The sequence below is a fragment of the Pseudorhizobium xiangyangii genome (genome assembly GCF_020531965.1).
Lineage (GTDB): Bacteria > Pseudomonadota > Alphaproteobacteria > Rhizobiales > Rhizobiaceae > Neorhizobium > Neorhizobium xiangyangii.
Window position 1 is genome coordinate 184029 of the sequence record NZ_JAJAWH010000005.1, and the last position, 16653, is coordinate 200681.

Here is a 16653-nt window from a genome sequence, read left to right on the forward strand (position 1 = left end):
TGTGCGACTTGGCTTGGAGCAGAACATTTCTATTCTCGCTCACCGGGTTTCTTGAGTAAAAGCCACCGAAGACCAACCGTTGCCGTCTATGCGATTCTACGCGGCGGCGCTGGAACAGGACCGATCGAATGAGCCTTGCCGCCCGCCTTCTCAACGTCATCGAACATGACATCCTGCCCCTGACCGAAGCTGGTGTCGCAGCGGGGAACAAGGTGTTCGGTGCCGCTATCCTCAGAAAATCGGATCTGTCCCTGGTCGTCGCCGAGACGAACAACGAGTTGGAAAACCCGCTCTGGCACGGCGAGGTGCATACGTTGAAGCGCTTCTACGAGATGGGCGAGAAGCCCGACACCAAGGACCTGATCTTCCTCTCGACGCACGAACCATGCACCATGTGCATGTCGGCGATCACCTGGGCCGGGTTCGACAATTTCTACTATTTCTTCAGCCACGAAGACAGCCGCGACGCCTTCGCGATCCCGCATGACTTGAAGATCCTCAAGGACGTCTTCGGGCTCGAACCGGGCGGATACCGCCGGCAGAACGGCTTCTGGCATTCCCATGCGCTTGCCGATCTCGTTGAGGGCGACGAGGATCCGGAGCGCACGGCGCTTCGGGAGCAATCGGCACGAATCCGGGCCGTCTACGATCGGCTGTCCGATGCCTATCAATCCGGCAAGGGCGACAACGCCATCCCGCTCAGCTGACCAAGCAGGAAACCCATGGAAGCCTCTAGAGACATTTCGCGCCTGATCGAGATCATGGCGGCGCTGCGGGACCCTGTGACGGGGTGCCCCTGGGACACCCAGCAGAATTTCGCGTCCATCAAGCCCTATACGATCGAGGAAGCCTATGAAGTGGCCGACGCGATCGAACGGAACGATCTAGACGATCTTTGCGAAGAACTGGGCGACCTCCTGCTGCAGGTCGTCTTTCACGCCCGCATGGCAGAGGAAGCCGGCGAATTCTCCTTCGGCGATGTCGTCCACGCGGTGACCCACAAGATGATCCGCCGCCACCCGCATGTCTTTGCCGTGTCGGAGGCCTCGACACCGGGTGCCGTCAAGATGCAGTGGGACGAGATCAAGGCGCAAGAAAAGCTTGAGCGGGCGGAACGCCGGGCAAACCGGGGAATTACCGAGGATTTCGGCGACGGCTTTCTCGGCACCGTGCATCGAAGCCAACCGGCGCTGACCGAAGCCCAGAAGCTGCAGCAAAGAGCAGCCAAAGTGGGGTTCGACTGGTCGGAGGCCGAGCCAATCCTCGACAAGATCGAGGAAGAAGTCGGCGAGTTGCGCGAAGCATTGCGCAGCGGACAGCAGGCCAAGGTAGCCGACGAACTCGGCGACCTGATCTTCGCGCTCGTCAACATCGGCCGGCATGTGGATGCCGACCCGGAAGACGCGCTGCGCGGCACGAACACGAAGTTTCGGCGCAGGTTCAGCCATATCGAGACGGAACTTCAGAAATCGGGTGAAACCCTGGAGGCCGCAACGCTGGAACAGATGGAAGATCTCTGGCAGGCGGCAAAGGCTATCGAGCGGTTGGTGACGTGAAGCTCGACAGCCTTAGTGTTACCATCGCCGGCGCAGGCATTGGCGGGCTCTCGCTCGCCACCATGCTTGCCCGTCAGGGCGCGACGGTGGCCGTCTACGACCAGATGGTGGCGCCGCAGCCGGTCGGCTCCGGCTTCGTCCTACAACCCACCGGCTCTGCCGTACTGGCTCACATGGGCCTTCTCGATCAGGTGAAGCGACGTGGGTCGTTCATCAACCGGATGCACGGCAAGCTTACCCACACCGACACGACCGTTCTGGAAATCGGCTACGGGAAGACAGTCCAAGGGATCGCCATCCAGCGCGTCGCGCTGTTCGATCTCCTGCTCGATGCGGCGATCTCTGCCGGCGTAAGCTTCGAGACCACCGCTCGGGTGACCGATATTGTGGACGGCAGTCGACCCAGCATCGTTCTTCAGGACGGCCGCAAAGCACCAGCCGCCGATCTCGTTGTGGATGCCATGGGCACCAATTCCCCGATCGGCCACATCGCGGCGAAGGAACTGAGTTATGGGGCCCTGTGGGCGACTGTGCCCTGGCCTGAGAATGGTCCTTTCCATCCGCATGAACTGGAACAGCGCTACCATAGCGCCAGCCGCATGGCCGGTGTCCTGCCGGTCGGTACGGCGCACCGAGAATGGCGACCTTCTTCTGGAGCCTGCGCAACCGTGACTACGACCGCTGGCAGGCGGCGGGGCGCGCCGCCTGGATCGACGAGGTTGCGGCACTGTGGCCGGAAACGGTTCCCTTTGCTGAAATCGCCGAGCCGGTGCATGCGCGCTATCGCCATCATACGCGTAAGCCGACCCTCGGGCGGCGGGTTATCCGTATTGGAGACGCATGGCACGCGACCAGCCCGCAGCTTGGCCAGGGTGCCAACATGGCGCTTCTGGACGCGGCGTCGCTCGCCCTGGCTCTGCAACGATCGGAAACAGTGGAGCTGGCGTTTGCGGCGCATCTTCGCCAGCGGCAGATGCATATCCGGCTCTACCAGACTCTGAGTCTCGTCCTGACGCCGTTCTACCAGTCCGACAGTCTCGTGCTGCCCTCGCTGCGCGACTTCGCCATAGGACCGGCAACACGGCTGCCTCTCGTGCGGCAGATCGTCAGCCGACTGGTCACGGGAGAGTTTCTGGACCCGGTGGGGCGGATCGGCTTCAACCAGGTCCTGCCACGCGCTGACGCGTAGGCCAGATACGAGACCGAGATGTTCAAGCAAGCTGAAGCAGGCCTGCGTCCGGCTTCCTGGTTTCAATGGAACTGCGCCCCAGCCGCCAAGGCCGAGGAGGACGGGCACGCCGGGGGCGGCGCCCTATCGCTCCCAATCTTCCTTGCCGGGCTTCGGTCCATTGCCGAGCTTGCGCTCCAGTTCTACGGCCTGGCTTTCCGACAGCCGAACGTCGAGTTCCACCGAACCGTCTTCCTGATCCTTCCGCTCGTCGACGATGGCGTTCTCATAGATCCATGAGACCAGTGCCAGCTTGTCGGTAGGAATGGTGATCGTGGTTTCGGTCAACACACCGGAGAGGCGCCTGGCGATTTCCGCCATCAGCAGATCGACGCCTTCACCGGTAATTGCCGACACGGCCAGCACGTTGGGACGGCCCTCCGCTTTTTCGGCAATAGCATCATGCGCTTCCGGGTCGAGGCGATCGATCTTGTTCCAGACCTCGATGATCCGTTCGTCCCGTTCCTTCTCGTCAATCCCGAGATCGGAGAGGATGCGCAGAACATCCGCGGATTGCGCGGCGTTGTCGGGGTCCGACAGGTCGCGGACGTGCAGGATGAGATCCGCCTCCAGCACCTCTTCCAGTGTCGCGCGGAAGGCAGCAACGAGGTGGGTCGGGAGGTTCGAAATGAAGCCGACGGTATCCGACAGGATGACCGTGCGACCGTGCGGCAGTTTCATGCGGCGAAGCGTCGGGTCGAGCGTCGCAAACAGCATGTCCTCGGCCAGCACGCCGGCGCCGGTGATGCTATTGAAGAGCGTCGATTTCCCGGCGTTGGTATAGCCGACCAGCGCCACGATCGGATGCGGCACCTTGCGGCGCTTGGCCCGATGAAGCTGGCGGGTGCGCACGACCTGCTCGAGCTCGCGCTCCAGCTTGACGATGCGGTCCTGCAGCAACCGGCGGTCGGCTTCGATCTGGGTTTCACCCGGGCCACCCATGAAACCCGCGCCACCGCGCTGGCGTTCAAGGTGGGTCCAGCTGCGAACCAGACGGCCCTTCTGGTAGTTGAGATGCGCCAGATCGACCTGCAGCGTGCCTTCCTTGGTGGAGGCGCGGCGGCCGAAAATCTCGAGGATCAGACCCGTACGGTCGATGACCTTGGCGTTCCATTCCTTCTCGAGATTGCGCTGCTGTACCGGCGTCAGAGGATGGTCGATGATGACCAGGCCGGCGTCGTGTTCATCGAGCAGCGCCTTGATCTCTTCGATCTTGCCGCTGCCCATCAACGTTGCCGGACGGGGCTGAGAAACGGAAACGACAAGCCCGCGCGCAATCGTCAAGTCGATTGCCCGGGCAAGGCCGATCGCCTCCTCCAGCCGTGCCTCGTCAGACCGTTGGGCACCCGGGATGGATGCATCTGCCTGCGTGGAACGCGCGGCGCGGCTTTGCTTGAGCACCGGCACGATCACCACTGCACGCATATGATCCCGGTGACGTTCGGTCTCCGGGATCATCGACTCATTCGAGGTATCGCGATTTGTAATCTGTAATTGTCCTGTTAAGCGGCCGTCTCTTCGCTCTCGAACATCTGCATGGGTTGACCCGGCATGATGGTGGAGATCGCGTGCTTATACACGAGTTGCGAATGGCCGTCACGGCGCAGCAGAACGCAGAAATTGTCGAACGAGGTGACAACGCCCGTCAGCTTCACACCGTTGATAAGGAAAATAGTCAAAGAAATCTTCTGCTTGCGGACAGTATTAAGGAATAGATCCTGCAAGTTTTGAGAACGTTCCGCCATAGCGCCGCTTCTTTCTTTTTTGCCGGCATATGCCGGGATGATTTGAGTACGCTTCTTGAGATGATTAGGAAGCGCCCCCGTGCTTCCCTCCCCCACTCACGTCCTCGTTATCAAATCGTCGTCTTTTCCGCAACGTCCAAAAAGGCGCCGCGGAGTTTGGCAGAAACGCTGCCCGGATGGCCGTTGGCGACAGGCCTGCCATCGACCTCGACGATCGGGACGCAGGATCCGGTGGCCGACGTCAGGAAAACCTCCCGCGCCGCGATCATTTCCTCGACCGTAAACTCCCGCTCCTCGAAGCCGACACCGAGGTGGGCCGCGACATCCAGCAGTGTCGTGCGGGTAATCCCCCTCAGGATACCGTGCTCGGCAGGTCGCGTCACCAGGACGCCCTCCCTGGTCACGATCCAGACGTTCGAGGATGCCGCCTCCTTGACGTTACCATTCGTGTCGATGAACACCGCATCCTGCGCTCCCGCTTCCTTGGCCTGCTGCTTGACCAGGACATTCGGAAGCAGGCCCACGGTCTTGATATCGACGCGGTCCCAGCGATTTTCAGGCACGGTGATGACCTTGATGCCGGATTCGTACTTGCGCAGCATCGGCGTCGGGTCCACGGACTTTGCCGTGATGGTGATCGTTGGCGATGTGTCCTCCGACGGGAAGAAATGGTCGCGCCGCGCGACGCCGCGGGTGACCTGGAGATAGAACAGGCCGTTCCGGACGCGATTGCGACGCAGCACTTCACGGATGACGATCTTCAACGCCTCGCGGCTCATCGGGCTCCTCATGCGAAGCTCACCTAGAGAACGCTCGAGCCGGTCGAGGTGGCGCGTCAGATCGACAATCAGGCCGCCGCGAACCTCGCACACTTCATAGACGCCGTCGGCGAACTGGAAACCGCGATCCTCGATATGGATGGCAGCATCCGCGTGCTGAACGTAGCGGCCGTTGACATAGGCTATTCTCGACATGGCTTGTTTCCGCTTCGGCTAGAAATATTGAATGGAGACGCGGAACATCTGCTCGACATTCCGGACCGCCTGCGTGGTCGAAAAGAGAACGACGCGGTCGCGCGCCTTGATTCTGGTGTCGCCGTTGGGGCGCAGGACCGCCCCACCCCGATAAATCGCGCCGACGCGGATACCGTCGGGCAGGTCAAGCTCCCGGAACGGCCTGCCCACCAGGGGCGACGTCTCCAGTGCTTCTGCCTCGATGACTTCCGCCGAACCTTGCTGCACCGCGTAGACGGAGCGGATGCGGCCCTTGCGGACGTGCTGCAGGACGCGCGAGATCGTTACCGCCCTCGGATTGATCTGCGCGTCAATGCCCAGGGATTCGGTCACCTGGTTGAGCGACGAACTGTTGATCAGGACGAGGTTCGACTTGCAGCCGAGCGACTTCGCCATCACCGAGCCGAGGATGTTGATCTGGTCGCTGTTGGTCAGGCTGACGATGAGATCGGCATCCTGGACATCCGCCTGCTGGAGAATGTTCTGGTCCAGCGCCGAACCATGCAGCACGACGGTGTTTCGCAACTGTTCCGAGATCAGGGCCGCCCGGTCGCGGTCGCTCTCGATGATCTTCAGGCGCGTCTTCGGCTGATGCTCCTCGATGGTCCGGGCAACGTACTGGCCGATATTTCCACCGCCGGCGATGATGATGCGCCGGGCCTCCTGCTCCTCGTGACCGAAGAGGCCGAGCGTGCGGCGCACGTGTTCGCGCTGGCAGATGACATAGGCAAGGTCGCCGACCTGCAACTGATCGGCGGAATGGGCGACCGCCACGCGACCGTCGCGGAATATCCCGACGACCGTCGCCATCAGGTCCGGGAAGAGATGGCTGAGCTGTTGCAGCGGCGTATTGATGACCGGGCAGTCTTCCATGCATTCGATGGCAACCATCGCAATGCTGTCTTCGGCAAACCGGACGATGTCCGTCGCGCCTGGGAACGAGATGCGCCGCAACACCATCTTGCCGACCTCGATCTCTGGCGAGATCGTCACGTCGATTGACATGTTCTGGCGGCTGAAGAGATCGGCGTATTCCGGTTGCAGGTAGCTCTGCGCACGAATGCGCGCGATCTTCGTCGGAACGCTGAAAAGCGCGTGCGCCACCTCGCAGGCGACGATATTCACCTCGTCGTAGAGTGTAACGGCGATGATCATGTCCGCCTGCTCGGCGCCCGCCTTAGCGAGAACATCAGGATGCGCGCCGTGTCCGACATACCCGCGAACGTCCAGCGTCTCGGTGATCGCATTGATCAGCGAGGCGGAGGTGTCGATCACGGAGACGTCGTTGTCCTCCTGCGACAGGCGTTCGGCAATGCCGTAGCCCACCTGCCCCGCCCCGCAAATTATGACTTTCATCGTTATTCTTTCATCGCGGGCAGGAGCCGGACAGCTTCAGTTGTTAGACGCCAAGGGACTTCAGTTTGCGATGAAGCGCCGACCGCTCCATGCCGACGAATTCCGCCGTGCGGGAAATGTTGCCGCCGAAGCGATTGATCTGCGCGATCAGGTAATCGCGCTCAAACATCTCGCGCGCCTCGCGCAACGGCAGGGTCATGATGTGATGGTCACCCTTGGACGACACCTTCGGGAGCATGTCGCCGAGATCCGCCGGCAGCATGTCCGCAGAAATCGCCGCATCGGGGCCGTCGGTACGCGCGAGGATCATTAGCCGCTCGATATTGTTGCGCAGCTGGCGGATATTGCCCGGCCAGTCGTGTGCCTGCAGCACTGCCATGGCATCGTCACCGATCTTGCGCGGCCGAATACCAGCCTGCTCCCCAATCTGACGCATGAACATGTCGATGAGGAACGGGATATCCTCACGACGTTCGGCAAGCGCCGGCACCTTCACGGGAACCACGGCAAGACGGTGATAAAGGTCCTCCCGGAATATGCCTTCGGAGATGAGATTTTCGAGATTGTAGGCCGTCGACGAGATGATGCGGACATCGACTTTCACGCGCTTCGAGCCGCCGACCCGCTCGAACTGCTGATCGACGAGTACACGCAGGATCTTGTTCTGCGTCTCGCGCGGCATTTCCCCGACCTCGTCAAGGTAAAGCATGCCCTGATGAGCCTCTTCCAAAGCGCCGATCTTTCGCGCCTGCCCCGGTCCGCCTTCGGTTCCGAACAGCGCGATCTCCATCCGGTCCGGTGTGATGGTGGCGGCGTTGAGGGCGACGAAGGGGCCGTTGGCGCGGGCGGACTTCTTGTGGATCATCCGCGCCACGAGTTCCTTGCCGGAGCCGGAGGAACCGAGGATCATGACGCGGCTGTTGGTCGGCGCGACCTTGTCGATCGTCTGGCGCAATTGCGAGACCGCGACCGAGGTTCCGACAAGCTCCACCGCATCACCGCTGCGTCTCTTCAGGTCGCTGACCTCGCGCTTCAGCTTGGAGTTCTCCAGCGCCCGCTCGGCGATCAGGATGAGTCGATCAGCCTTGAACGGCTTCTCGATGAAATCGAAGGCGCCGCGCTTGATGGCGGAAACTGCCGTTTCGACGTTGCCGTGTCCGGAAATCATGACGACCGGCAGATCCGGGTGGCGGCTCTTGACCTCATCCAGCAGCGCCAGCCCATCCAGCCTCGAACCCTGCATCCAGATGTCGAGAAAGACGAGACGCGGGACGCGGTCGGAAATGGCAGCGAGCGCGCTGTCGCTGTCATGCGCGGTGCGGGTTTCATGCCCTTCGTCAGACAGGATGCCAGAGACGATCTCGCGGATATCAGCCTCGTCGTCCACGACCAGAATATCAGACGCCATATGCGAGTTCCTTATCGTTTCCAGTTCCCGAGCCGCCCGCCGACACCACGTGCGGCAGCAGCACCCTGATCATGGCACCGCGGCCATGATCGAAATCGGAGGGTGCATCATGCAGTTCGAGCTGCCCCCCGTGCTCCTCGATGATTTTCTTGACGATCGCCAGGCCGAGGCCCGTGCCCTTCTCGCGCATGGTCATGTAGGGCTCGAGAATCCGGTGCCGGTTTTCCGCCGGCAGGCCGCTGCCGTTGTCGATGATATCGACGACGAAGCTGTCGCTGCCCTCTTCGTAATTTGCTCTCACCCAGACCTTGCGGCCTTCGCGTTCCTGATCGCTCGGCACGGCTTCGATCGCCTCCACCGCATTCTTGACGAGATTGCCGAACGCCTGGCCCAGCATGCGTGCATCGAACATGCCGCGGAGCGGAGCGTCCCCAAGATCACGAATGAAGTCGATATGGGTTGTCCCCATCTCCCTGAGGAAGACGGCATCGCGAAGGATATCGCGCAGATCGGTCACTTCCTTCGACGGCTTCGGCATGCGCGCAAAGGAGGAGAATTCATCGACCATACGACCGATGTCTCCGACCTGCCGCACGATCGTATCCGTGCACTGATCGAAGACAGCGCGGTCGTCGTCGGCGATCTGCTTGCCGTAGCGGCGCTTCAGCCGTTCAGCGGACAGCTGGATGGGGGTGAGCGGGTTCTTGATCTCGTGGGCGATGCGGCGCGCTACATCCGCCCAGGCCGTGGAACGCTGCGCAATCACCAGATCGGTGATGTCGTCGAGAGTGATGACGTAGGAATCCCTTGCCGAACTCTGCTCTTCGCGTGTCACCTGAACACTCAAAGTGCGCTCCTTGCCTCCGCGCATCAGGTTGACCTGCTTGCGGAAATCGGCGCGGGATCGGGACGCGGCCTCGGTGAGGACGCCGTCGATCTCCGGCACAACCTCCTCCAGCTTGCGCCCCATAAGCTGATCGGCGGGCATGCCGAGGAAAGCTTCCGCGGATGGATTGACGATCGTGATGTGCCGATCGTCCTCAACGCCGATGACGGCCGCGGTCACACCCGACAGAACCGCCTCGATGAAGCGGCGGCGATCGTCCACCTCGTCCTTGGCCTCGAGAATTTCATCCCGCTGGCTGCGGATTTCCGAGATCATCTTGTTGAAGGTGCGGGCCAGACTGCCGACATCGCCGTCCGCAGCACGGACGGGAACCACGACGTTCAGATCACCGGATGCCACGCTGTCGGCCGCGGTGATCAGCAGGCGTATCGGCCTGACGATACGATCCGCCACCGCAATGGCGGTCCATATTGCCGCCAGCAAGACGATGAGCGCGAAACCGAGATAGAGAATTGCAAAAGCAACCTGCAGGGACATGCGCCCTGCCTCCATCGCCTGGTATTCCGCGGCGTTGTCCTCCATCAGACGCATGGCCGCCATCACCTTCGGATCGACGGCCCGAATGGTGTAGAGGAACGACCCAGGCACTGCATCGAGCTTGATGATGGCGCCCACGAGGTTCGTGACGCCGGGCGGAATAAGCGTCGGCTGGCCCGCTGCCGCCTTCTGCAACGCGTCCTGCGGGATGGCGGGGAGCGGACGTTCCGTCTTGATGTCGGCCTGGGATATCGCCGCTCCATCCTCCCGGACCAGGAATGCCCCGAGCATGCCCCTGCCCCGAGCCTGGCGGGTCATGAGATCCACAAAGCCGGTACGGTCGAGATAGAACATCGAGCGGTTCTGCTCGAGGTCATTGGCCATTGATACCGTCTGGCCTTGAAGATAGCTCGCATTTTCCAGCATGTAGGCCTGCGCCACGTCGATCGAGGACTGCACGATGGACTGCGTGCGGAGCGAGAACCACCGATCGAGGCCGGCACTGAGGGTAATACTCGCGAATAGCGCCACAAGCACCGCAGGCGTGATCGCCACGATCGAAAACAGCACGACAACGCGAATATGGAGACGAGCCGCGGCGCGGCCGCGCGTTCGCGCCTTCGACAGGCGGTTGATTTCCCGAGCGATCAGATAGATCAGACCGACGACAAAGACGCCATTCAGCACAGCCGAGGCGATGACCACGTTGGTGGCAGGTGCGATGGGTGTCAGTCCCAGGAGCACGAAAAGCGTCAGGATGGCGCAGATCAGCGCTCCGCCAGCCAGCAGGAGGCCGGGCAATGCAAAGGATGCGCGACGGTCCTGCACAGCAAGATCCTGCTCGGCTTCCTCCCCGGGCGAGATAACGCCCTCGACCATTGCATCAAACTCCTTGCGTGACCGAGATTATCGCTGCCGTTGGAATACAGCCCGGAATCCAGTGATTTGCCGGACGAATCCTACGGCTGACATGCGTGGCGTTTAAGCAACGCATTGTGGCGAAAATGCAACGAATCTACTGCAGGTGTCAAGCTGCGATCAAGCCGTGCGCGAGCTGCGGTAGACGGACACGCCGAGTTCCCTGATCTTCTTGCGCAACGTGTTCCGGTTCAAACCTAGCAGGTCCGCAGCCTTGATCTGATTACCACGTGTCGCGGTCAGGGCCGCCAAGATGAGCGGGTATTCCATTTCGCGCAGCACCCTGTCGTAAAGACCCGCAGGCGGCAGGCCATCGCCGAAGCCAGAAAAATAGGCCCGCATGTTTTCCTCGACAGCTTGCGAAATGGTCAGCGCCTCACCGCGTGGCGACATTTTGTCTATCGGGCTGTCGGGCGTATCCGACCGCAACTCCACCTCGATGATCTCTCGGGTGATGACCTCCTGCGGATAGAGCGCCATCAGCCGACGCATCAGGTTTTCCAACTCGCGGACGTTGCCGGGCCAGGCGTAGGCCTTCATCACGTCGAGAGCCTCGCTATCAAAGCGCTTGACGTCGAGGCCTTCCTTCTCACCCATCTGCATGAAATGGCGGACGAGATCCGAAATGTCCTCGGCACGGTCACGCAGTGGCGGCAGGCGCAGCGGCACGACATTGAGGCGGTAGTAGAGGTCTTCGCGGAAGAGCCCCTGGTTGATGAGCTGCTTCAGGTCCTTGTTGGTAGCGGCAACGATACGAACGTCAGTGCGGATCGGAGTGCGGCCGCCCACCGTGGTGTACTCACCCTGCTGCAGTACGCGAAGAAGACGGGTCTGCGCATCCATCGGCATGTCGCCGATCTCATCGAGGAAGAGCGTGCCCCCTTCGGCCTGCTCGAAACGGCCGGTGGAGCGGTTCTGGGCGCCGGTAAAGGCTCCCTTCTCGTGGCCGAACAGTTCGGATTCGATGAGGTCACGCGGGATGGCGGCCATGTTGATCGCCACGAACGGACCATTGCGACGCTTGCCGTAGTCATGCAGCGCGCGGGCAACCAGTTCTTTGCCGGTGCCCGATTCACCGGTGATCATCAGCGTCAGGTCCGTCTGCATCAGGCGGGCGAGAACGCGGTAGATTTCCTGCATGGCCGCCGAACGGCCAACCAGCGGCATGCCGTCCTGCGTGTCGTCGTCAAGCCGTGCCGGCTTCTTCTTCGGCTCGGCAAGCGCCCTACCGATGATGGCGATGAGCTCAGTCAGGTCGAAGGGCTTCGGCAGGTAGTCGTAGGCACCCTTTTCCGATGCCTTGATCGCCGTCATGAACGTGTTCTGCGCGCTCATGACCAGGACCGGCAGATCCGGCCGTGCCTTCTTGATCCGCGGCAGGAGATCGAAAGCATTCTCGTCCGGCATGATGACGTCGGTAACGACGAGGTCACCCTCACCCGCCGAAATCCACCGCCAAAGGGTCGCTGCGTTGGACGTAATCCGGACATCGTAGCCGGCCCGCGTCAGTGCCTGGTTCAGGACCGTGCGGATGGCCGCATCGTCGTCGGCGACAAGGATCGTGGCAGTCATTTGGACATTCCTGTGGTGGTCTTGCCTGTGGTGGTCTGGCCTGTCGTGATATGGCCAGCAGTTGCGGATGTGCTCTCTTCCTTGTGCATCGGCATGAGCACGCGGAAGATAGTCCGGCGGTTCTGGCTGTCGCATTCGACAATACCGCCGTGAGCACCGATGATTTTGGCGACCAGCGCGAGGCCCAGGCCGGATCCGTTTGTCTTGGTGGTGATGAAGGGATCAAAGAGATTCGGCACGAGATCCGACGGGACCCCGGGACCGTTGTCGATGACGCAGAATTCGAGCGGCAGGGAGATTTTTTCGCGGGTTCCGGCAACCGACAGGCGAATGCCGGGTCGATAGGCCGTCGTCAGCATGATCTCGCCATCCTGCTGGTCACCAACCGCTTCGGCTGCGTTCTTCACCAGGTTCAGGAACACCTGCACCAGTTGGTCGCGATTGGCATAGACCGGCGGGAGCGACGGATCGTAGTTCTCCGAGATCTTGATGGCGCGGCCGAAGCCGGCCTTGGCGATCGCCTTCACATGGTCGAGCACCGAATGGATGTTGATCGGCAGCCGGTCGACCGGCCGCTCATCGGAAAATACTTCCATGCGGTCGACGAGGGAGACTATGCGGTCCGTCTCGTCGCAGATGAGGCGTGTCAGCGCACGATCCTCGTCCGGCACCGAGGTTTCAAGGAGCTGTGCGGCGCCACGTATACCCGACAGCGGGTTCTTGATCTCGTGCGCCAGCATGGAAGCCAGACCGGTCACCGAACGGGCCGCGGCGCGGTGGGTCAACTGCCGATCGATCTTGTCGGCCATCGACCTTTCTTGGAGCACGACCACCACCGAGCCCGGCTCACCCGATGCGGGCGCCACATAGAGGTCCACCAGCTTTTCCTGACCGAGACGTGGCGACGACAGATCGACCCTGTATTCGTTGACCGGAGCGCGGCGCTCGCGGACCTGATCGATCAGCGCGAGCAGCGGGCTGCCGAAGGGGATCAGCGTGGAGATGGTGTGCTTGGCGAGCTGCGAGGCACTTGCGCCGAAAAACGCTTCCGCCTCCCAATTGGCGAAGGCGACCAAGCCTTCCTGGTCCACCAGGATGACGGGGTTCTGAACGGAATTGAGAACGGCAAGCGCAAGCGCGTTGTCACTTGCCGGAGACATGACGTTGCTCATGCTGCTTCCCTGACGGATGTTTCGATGTGGCTTCTCAGCAGGATTTCCATGCGCTTCATCACGTCCTCGACATCGGTTGAACGCATCACGGCCACCTTGTCTTCCGACGGCGCATCGGGCGCCAGCCGATCCAGATACCAGCCGAGATGCTTGCGGGCGTGCCGCAAGCCCGCCTCGCGTCCGTAGAAATCCAGCATGGCCCGGTAGTGTTCGATGACGATTTCCACCTGCTCGTGCCGCGAAGGGCCGGCATGCCCGGCAAGTGCGCCTGCGTGCCAGGGACGGCCCTGCGCGCCGCGCCCGGCCATGACCGCATCGGCACCGGAGCGGGCGAGGATCTCATGCGCGTCCGCAGCGGATTGGACATCGCCGTTGGCGATCAACGGTACCGAAATGACGTCGCGCACCTTTCGGATGGCATCCCAGTCCGCCCGACCCTCGTAGAATTGCATGCGGGTGCGTCCGTGGATGGTGATCAACTGGACGCCCGCATCTTCCGCCCGGCGGGCAATCTCCGGCGCATTGATCGAGTTCTCGTCCCACCCCAGCCGCATCTTGAGCGTCACCGGCACATCGACCGCCTTCACCGTTGCCTCGATGAGTGACAGGGCAAGTTCGGGATCACGCATCAGCGCCGAACCGGAATAGCCGCCCGTCACCTTCTTGGCGGGGCAGCCCATGTTGATGTCGATGATATCGGCACCCTGATCCGCCGAGATGCGGGCGGCTTCCGCCATCGACTGTGGCTCGCGGCCGGCAAGCTGGACCATATGCGGGCCAAGGCCAGCCCGCTTCAGGCGTGCCCAGGATTCGCCGCGGCTGAGCACCAGCTCGCGGCTCGCGATCATCTCCGTGACAACAAGGCCAGCCCCCCAGCGCCAGGCGATCTCGCGAAACGGCAGGTCGGTCACCCCGGACATCGGCGCCAGGACAACTCTGTTTCGGATGGAAACCGGCCCGATGCTGAAGGATGTAGCAAGATGCGGAACAGGCAATTGGTGATCTTTCGGGCACATGGAATTAATGCATTATTTTTAGACAGACTTTTGATGGATCACAAGAGCCATCGAGCAGAAAGCGCAATTGCTGGACGCGGCTGGCAAAATGCGTTGTGAGTCTATAGTGCTCGAGTGTCAACCGTATGTGTCAAATGCGAGACTGGGCTTCCAAATCATGCAAATAGGCGTCGTCATCGTCGCAGCCGGCCGGGGCGAACGGGCCGGCACTCCCTCCGAAGGCCCCAAGCAATATCGCATGATCGGCGGCCGGCCGGTGATTGCCCGCACGCTTGACGCCTTTCTAAGCTGGCCAAAGACGGGGCCTGTGGTCGTGGTGATCCACCGGGACGATGTCGGGTTGTTCAACGGAGCCACCGCAGCCGTAGCCGGAATTGAGCGGGTGACGACGACTTTCGGCGGCGCGACGCGCCAGCAGTCGGTGCTGGCCGGTCTCAAGGTAATGGCCGGAACGGGCGCCACGCATGTGATGATCCATGACGCAGCAAGGCCTTTCATCGACCATCCCCTCCTCGAGCGCGTTGCAACGCTGCTGGAGGCGGGCAACGAGGCGGTATTGCCGGCCCTTGCCGTTGCCGACACGCTGAAACGGGGCACCGAGGGACGCGTGCAGGAGACGGTCGCACGGGCCGACCTCTACGCCGCGCAGACGCCGCAGAGTTTCAGGCTCTCGCCGATCCTCGACGCCCATGAGCGCGCGGCTGCGGCCGGAAGGAACGACTTCACCGACGACTGCTCGATTGCCGAATGGGCGGCCATTCCCGTCACCCTTGCCGAGGGATCGACAGACAATATCAAACTTACCGTAAAGCGAGACATAGCCATGGCCGATGAACGCCTGTCCACTCACGACCTGCCTGACGTGCGCACGGGCAACGGATATGACGTCCACCAGCTGGAGCCCGGCGACGGCGTCACGCTCTGCGGCGTCTTGATTCCGCACGACCAGACGCTCAAGGGTCATTCGGATGCCGACGTCGGCCTGCACGCGCTGACGGATGCTCTGCTCGCCACCTGTGGCGCTGGAGATATCGGCGATCACTTCCCCCCGTCCGACCCGCAATGGAAGGGTGCCGCCTCCCGCATCTTCCTCGCGCGCGCAGCAGAGATCGTCCGTGAGAATGGCGGCACGATCATGAACGCCGACGTATCCCTGATTGCCGAAGCGCCGAAGATCGGGCCGCACCGGCAGACGATGCGCGAGACGATGGCCGATATCCTCGGCATCACGGTGGATCGTTGTTCGGTAAAGGCAACCACCAACGAGATGATCGGCTTCGTCGGCCGCCGCGAGGGCATTGCCGCGATCGCCACGGCCACGGTCGTCTACCGTGGGCGGGCATGATGACCCTCTTTCCGGTGGATATCGAAGACAAGGCAGCCCGCATCATCGCACACTACAAGGAGCGGCAGCTGATGCTGTCCACGGCCGAATCCTGCACGGGCGGATTGATCGCCGGGGCGCTGACGGAAATTGCCGGTTCCTCGGCCGTCGTGGACAGGGGCTTCGTCACCTATACCAATGAGGCCAAGGCGGAGCTGATCGGTGTCTCGGCGGCAACGCTCGATGCATTCGGTGCCGTCTCGAAGGAAACCGCCCTGCAGATGGTTCACGGAGCGCTCTATCGATCGCGGGCGGACGTCGCGGTTGCCGTAACGGGCATTGCCGGCCCCACCGGCGGGTCACTCGAAAAACCCGTCGGACTGGTGCATGTCGCGGCAAAGGCAAGATCGGGGCGCCTCATCCACCGCGAGATGCTCTACGGCGATATCGGCCGCAGCGAAATCCGGCTTGCAACGGTTCGGACAGCTCTCGACATGCTGATGGAAGCGGCTCAGGCCGCCGCGTAGACCTTGTCGGCTCTGGTCTCGAATGCTTCGGCGAACATGCGGAAGGCGCGGTCGAACATCGAGCCCATCAGCGCACCGAGGATCATGCTCTTGAACTCGTAGTCGATGAAGAAGTGCACCTTGGAGCCGTCCGCCACAGACTCGAACCGCCAGCGGTTGTCGAGGTACTTGAACGGTCCCTCGATGTATTTGACGTCGATCGCCAGTTCGGCCGGATTGAGCAGCACCTGCGTCGTAAAGGTTTCGCGGATCGCCTTGTAGCCGACGGTCATGTCGGCGATCAGCAACGTCTTGCCGTCACGTTCCTTTCGGGAACGGATGGCGAGCGCCTCGCAGAGCGGCAGGAATTGCGGATAATTTTCGATGTCGGCGACCAGATTGTACATCTGCTCTGCCGAGTGCTTTACGGGACGATGGGTTTCAAACTTTGGCAT

Annotated in this window: 15 protein-coding genes and 1 pseudogene; 6 read left to right on the forward strand and 10 right to left on the reverse strand. The window is 61.9% G+C overall.

Features of this window, described 5'->3' with window-relative positions; genetic code table 11:
- Positions 1-128 precede the first annotated feature (128 nt).
- From LH464_RS06395 to LH464_RS06410, 4 genes and pseudogenes are all read left to right on the forward strand, one after another.
- Positions 129-707 carry a deaminase gene (locus tag LH464_RS06395; protein WP_226785534.1) on the forward strand — a complete coding sequence of 193 codons (579 nt, stop codon included), beginning with the start codon at positions 129-131 and terminating at the stop codon, positions 705-707.
- A gap of 15 nt (positions 708-722) precedes the next feature.
- Positions 723-1556 carry a nucleoside triphosphate pyrophosphohydrolase gene (gene mazG, locus LH464_RS06400; RefSeq protein WP_226785535.1) on the forward strand — a complete coding sequence of 278 codons (834 nt, stop codon included), beginning with the start codon at positions 723-725 and terminating at the stop codon, positions 1554-1556.
- 62 nt (positions 1557-1618) lie between these two features.
- A pseudogene (locus LH464_RS06405) lies at positions 1619-1984 on the forward strand (FAD-dependent oxidoreductase); the annotation flags it as partial.
- A gap of 209 nt (positions 1985-2193) precedes the next feature.
- On the forward strand, positions 2194-2745 hold the full coding sequence (locus LH464_RS06410) for an FAD-dependent monooxygenase (RefSeq protein ID WP_226785536.1): 552 nt from the start codon (positions 2194-2196) through the stop codon (positions 2743-2745).
- 123 nt (positions 2746-2868) lie between these two features.
- Here LH464_RS06410 and hflX read toward each other — a convergent pair whose 3' ends face one another.
- The 9 genes from hflX to dusB all read right to left on the reverse strand — a co-directional run bounded on the left by hflX (position 2869) and on the right by dusB (position 14368).
- Positions 2869-4242: a GTPase HflX gene (gene hflX, locus LH464_RS06415; RefSeq protein WP_226785537.1), complete on the reverse strand. Its 1374-nt coding sequence runs from the start codon at positions 4240-4242 to the stop codon at positions 2869-2871.
- A gap of 44 nt (positions 4243-4286) precedes the next feature.
- On the reverse strand, positions 4287-4529 hold the full coding sequence (gene hfq / locus LH464_RS06420) for an RNA chaperone Hfq (RefSeq protein ID WP_029620765.1): 243 nt from the start codon (positions 4527-4529) through the stop codon (positions 4287-4289).
- Positions 4530-4639: 110 nt separating this feature from the next.
- Positions 4640-5503 carry a D-amino-acid transaminase gene (locus LH464_RS06425; RefSeq protein ID WP_226785538.1) on the reverse strand — a complete coding sequence of 288 codons (864 nt, stop codon included), beginning with the start codon at positions 5501-5503 and terminating at the stop codon, positions 4640-4642.
- A gap of 18 nt (positions 5504-5521) precedes the next feature.
- Complete coding sequence (gene trkA, locus LH464_RS06430; protein ID WP_226785539.1) at positions 5522-6898, reverse strand: Trk system potassium transporter TrkA; 1377 nt, start codon at positions 6896-6898, stop codon at positions 5522-5524.
- Positions 6899-6941: 43 nt separating this feature from the next.
- Positions 6942-8306: a nitrogen assimilation response regulator NtrX gene (gene ntrX, locus LH464_RS06435; RefSeq protein ID WP_226785540.1), complete on the reverse strand. Its 1365-nt coding sequence runs from the start codon at positions 8304-8306 to the stop codon at positions 6942-6944.
- A complete protein-coding gene (locus LH464_RS06440; protein WP_226785541.1) occupies positions 8296-10569 on the reverse strand; it encodes a sensor histidine kinase NtrY-like in 2274 nt (757 codons plus the stop codon). Before LH464_RS06440 ends, ntrX begins: the two co-directional genes overlap by 11 nt.
- Positions 10570-10728: 159 nt before the next feature.
- Complete coding sequence (ntrC, locus tag LH464_RS06445; protein ID WP_226785542.1) at positions 10729-12180, reverse strand: nitrogen regulation protein NR(I); 1452 nt, start codon at positions 12178-12180, stop codon at positions 10729-10731.
- On the reverse strand, positions 12177-13352 hold the full coding sequence (locus LH464_RS06450) for a two-component system sensor histidine kinase NtrB (protein WP_226785543.1): 1176 nt from the start codon (positions 13350-13352) through the stop codon (positions 12177-12179). The genes ntrC and LH464_RS06450 overlap by 4 nt, the downstream gene beginning before the upstream one ends.
- Positions 13349-14368, reverse strand: coding sequence for a tRNA dihydrouridine synthase DusB (dusB, locus tag LH464_RS06455; RefSeq protein ID WP_226785544.1), 1020 nt, complete (start codon positions 14366-14368; stop codon positions 13349-13351). The genes LH464_RS06450 and dusB overlap by 4 nt, the downstream gene beginning before the upstream one ends.
- 157 nt (positions 14369-14525) lie before the next feature.
- Here dusB and LH464_RS06460 point away from each other — a divergent pair, with 157 nt between their 5' ends.
- Positions 14526-15713, forward strand: coding sequence for a bifunctional 2-C-methyl-D-erythritol 4-phosphate cytidylyltransferase/2-C-methyl-D-erythritol 2,4-cyclodiphosphate synthase (locus tag LH464_RS06460; protein WP_226785545.1), 1188 nt, complete (start codon positions 14526-14528; stop codon positions 15711-15713).
- Entirely contained in the window at positions 15713-16219 is a 507-nt protein-coding gene (locus tag LH464_RS06465; protein WP_226785546.1) for a CinA family protein, read from the forward strand. Before LH464_RS06460 ends, LH464_RS06465 begins: the two co-directional genes overlap by 1 nt.
- Here the strand turns inward: LH464_RS06465 and LH464_RS06470 are convergent.
- Positions 16204-16653, reverse strand: a complete 450-nt coding sequence (locus tag LH464_RS06470) for a type II toxin-antitoxin system RatA family toxin (RefSeq protein WP_226785547.1) — start codon at positions 16651-16653, stop codon at positions 16204-16206. The two genes, LH464_RS06465 and LH464_RS06470, sit on opposite strands and share 16 nt — an antisense overlap.

What these genes read in the sequence shown, in the direction of transcription:
- LH464_RS06395 (WP_226785534.1), top strand. Translation starts at nt 129, where the DNA reads ATGAGCCTTGCCGCCCGCCTTCTCAACGTCATCGAACATGACATCCTG.
- mazG (WP_226785535.1), top strand. Translation starts at nt 723, where the DNA reads ATGGAAGCCTCTAGAGACATTTCGCGCCTGATCGAGATCATGGCGGCG.
- LH464_RS06410 (WP_226785536.1), top strand. Translation starts at nt 2,194, where the DNA reads ATGGCGACCTTCTTCTGGAGCCTGCGCAACCGTGACTACGACCGCTGG.
- hflX (WP_226785537.1), bottom strand. Translation starts at nt 4,242, where the DNA reads ATGATCCCGGAGACCGAACGTCACCGGGATCATATGCGTGCAGTGGTG.
- hfq (WP_029620765.1), bottom strand. Translation starts at nt 4,529, where the DNA reads ATGGCGGAACGTTCTCAAAACTTGCAGGATCTATTCCTTAATACTGTC.
- LH464_RS06425 (WP_226785538.1), bottom strand. Translation starts at nt 5,503, where the DNA reads ATGTCGAGAATAGCCTATGTCAACGGCCGCTACGTTCAGCACGCGGAT.
- trkA (WP_226785539.1), bottom strand. Translation starts at nt 6,898, where the DNA reads ATGAAAGTCATAATTTGCGGGGCGGGGCAGGTGGGCTACGGCATTGCC.
- ntrX (WP_226785540.1), bottom strand. Translation starts at nt 8,306, where the DNA reads ATGGCGTCTGATATTCTGGTCGTGGACGACGAGGCTGATATCCGCGAG.
- LH464_RS06440 (WP_226785541.1), bottom strand. Translation starts at nt 10,569, where the DNA reads ATGGTCGAGGGCGTTATCTCGCCCGGGGAGGAAGCCGAGCAGGATCTT.
- ntrC (WP_226785542.1), bottom strand. Translation starts at nt 12,180, where the DNA reads ATGACTGCCACGATCCTTGTCGCCGACGACGATGCGGCCATCCGCACG.
- LH464_RS06450 (WP_226785543.1), bottom strand. Translation starts at nt 13,352, where the DNA reads ATGAGCAACGTCATGTCTCCGGCAAGTGACAACGCGCTTGCGCTTGCC.
- dusB (WP_226785544.1), bottom strand. Translation starts at nt 14,368, where the DNA reads ATGTGCCCGAAAGATCACCAATTGCCTGTTCCGCATCTTGCTACATCC.
- LH464_RS06460 (WP_226785545.1), top strand. Translation starts at nt 14,526, where the DNA reads ATGCAAATAGGCGTCGTCATCGTCGCAGCCGGCCGGGGCGAACGGGCC.
- LH464_RS06465 (WP_226785546.1), top strand. Translation starts at nt 15,713, where the DNA reads ATGACCCTCTTTCCGGTGGATATCGAAGACAAGGCAGCCCGCATCATC.
- LH464_RS06470 (WP_226785547.1), bottom strand. Translation starts at nt 16,653, where the DNA reads ATGCCAAAGTTTGAAACCCATCGTCCCGTAAAGCACTCGGCAGAGCAG.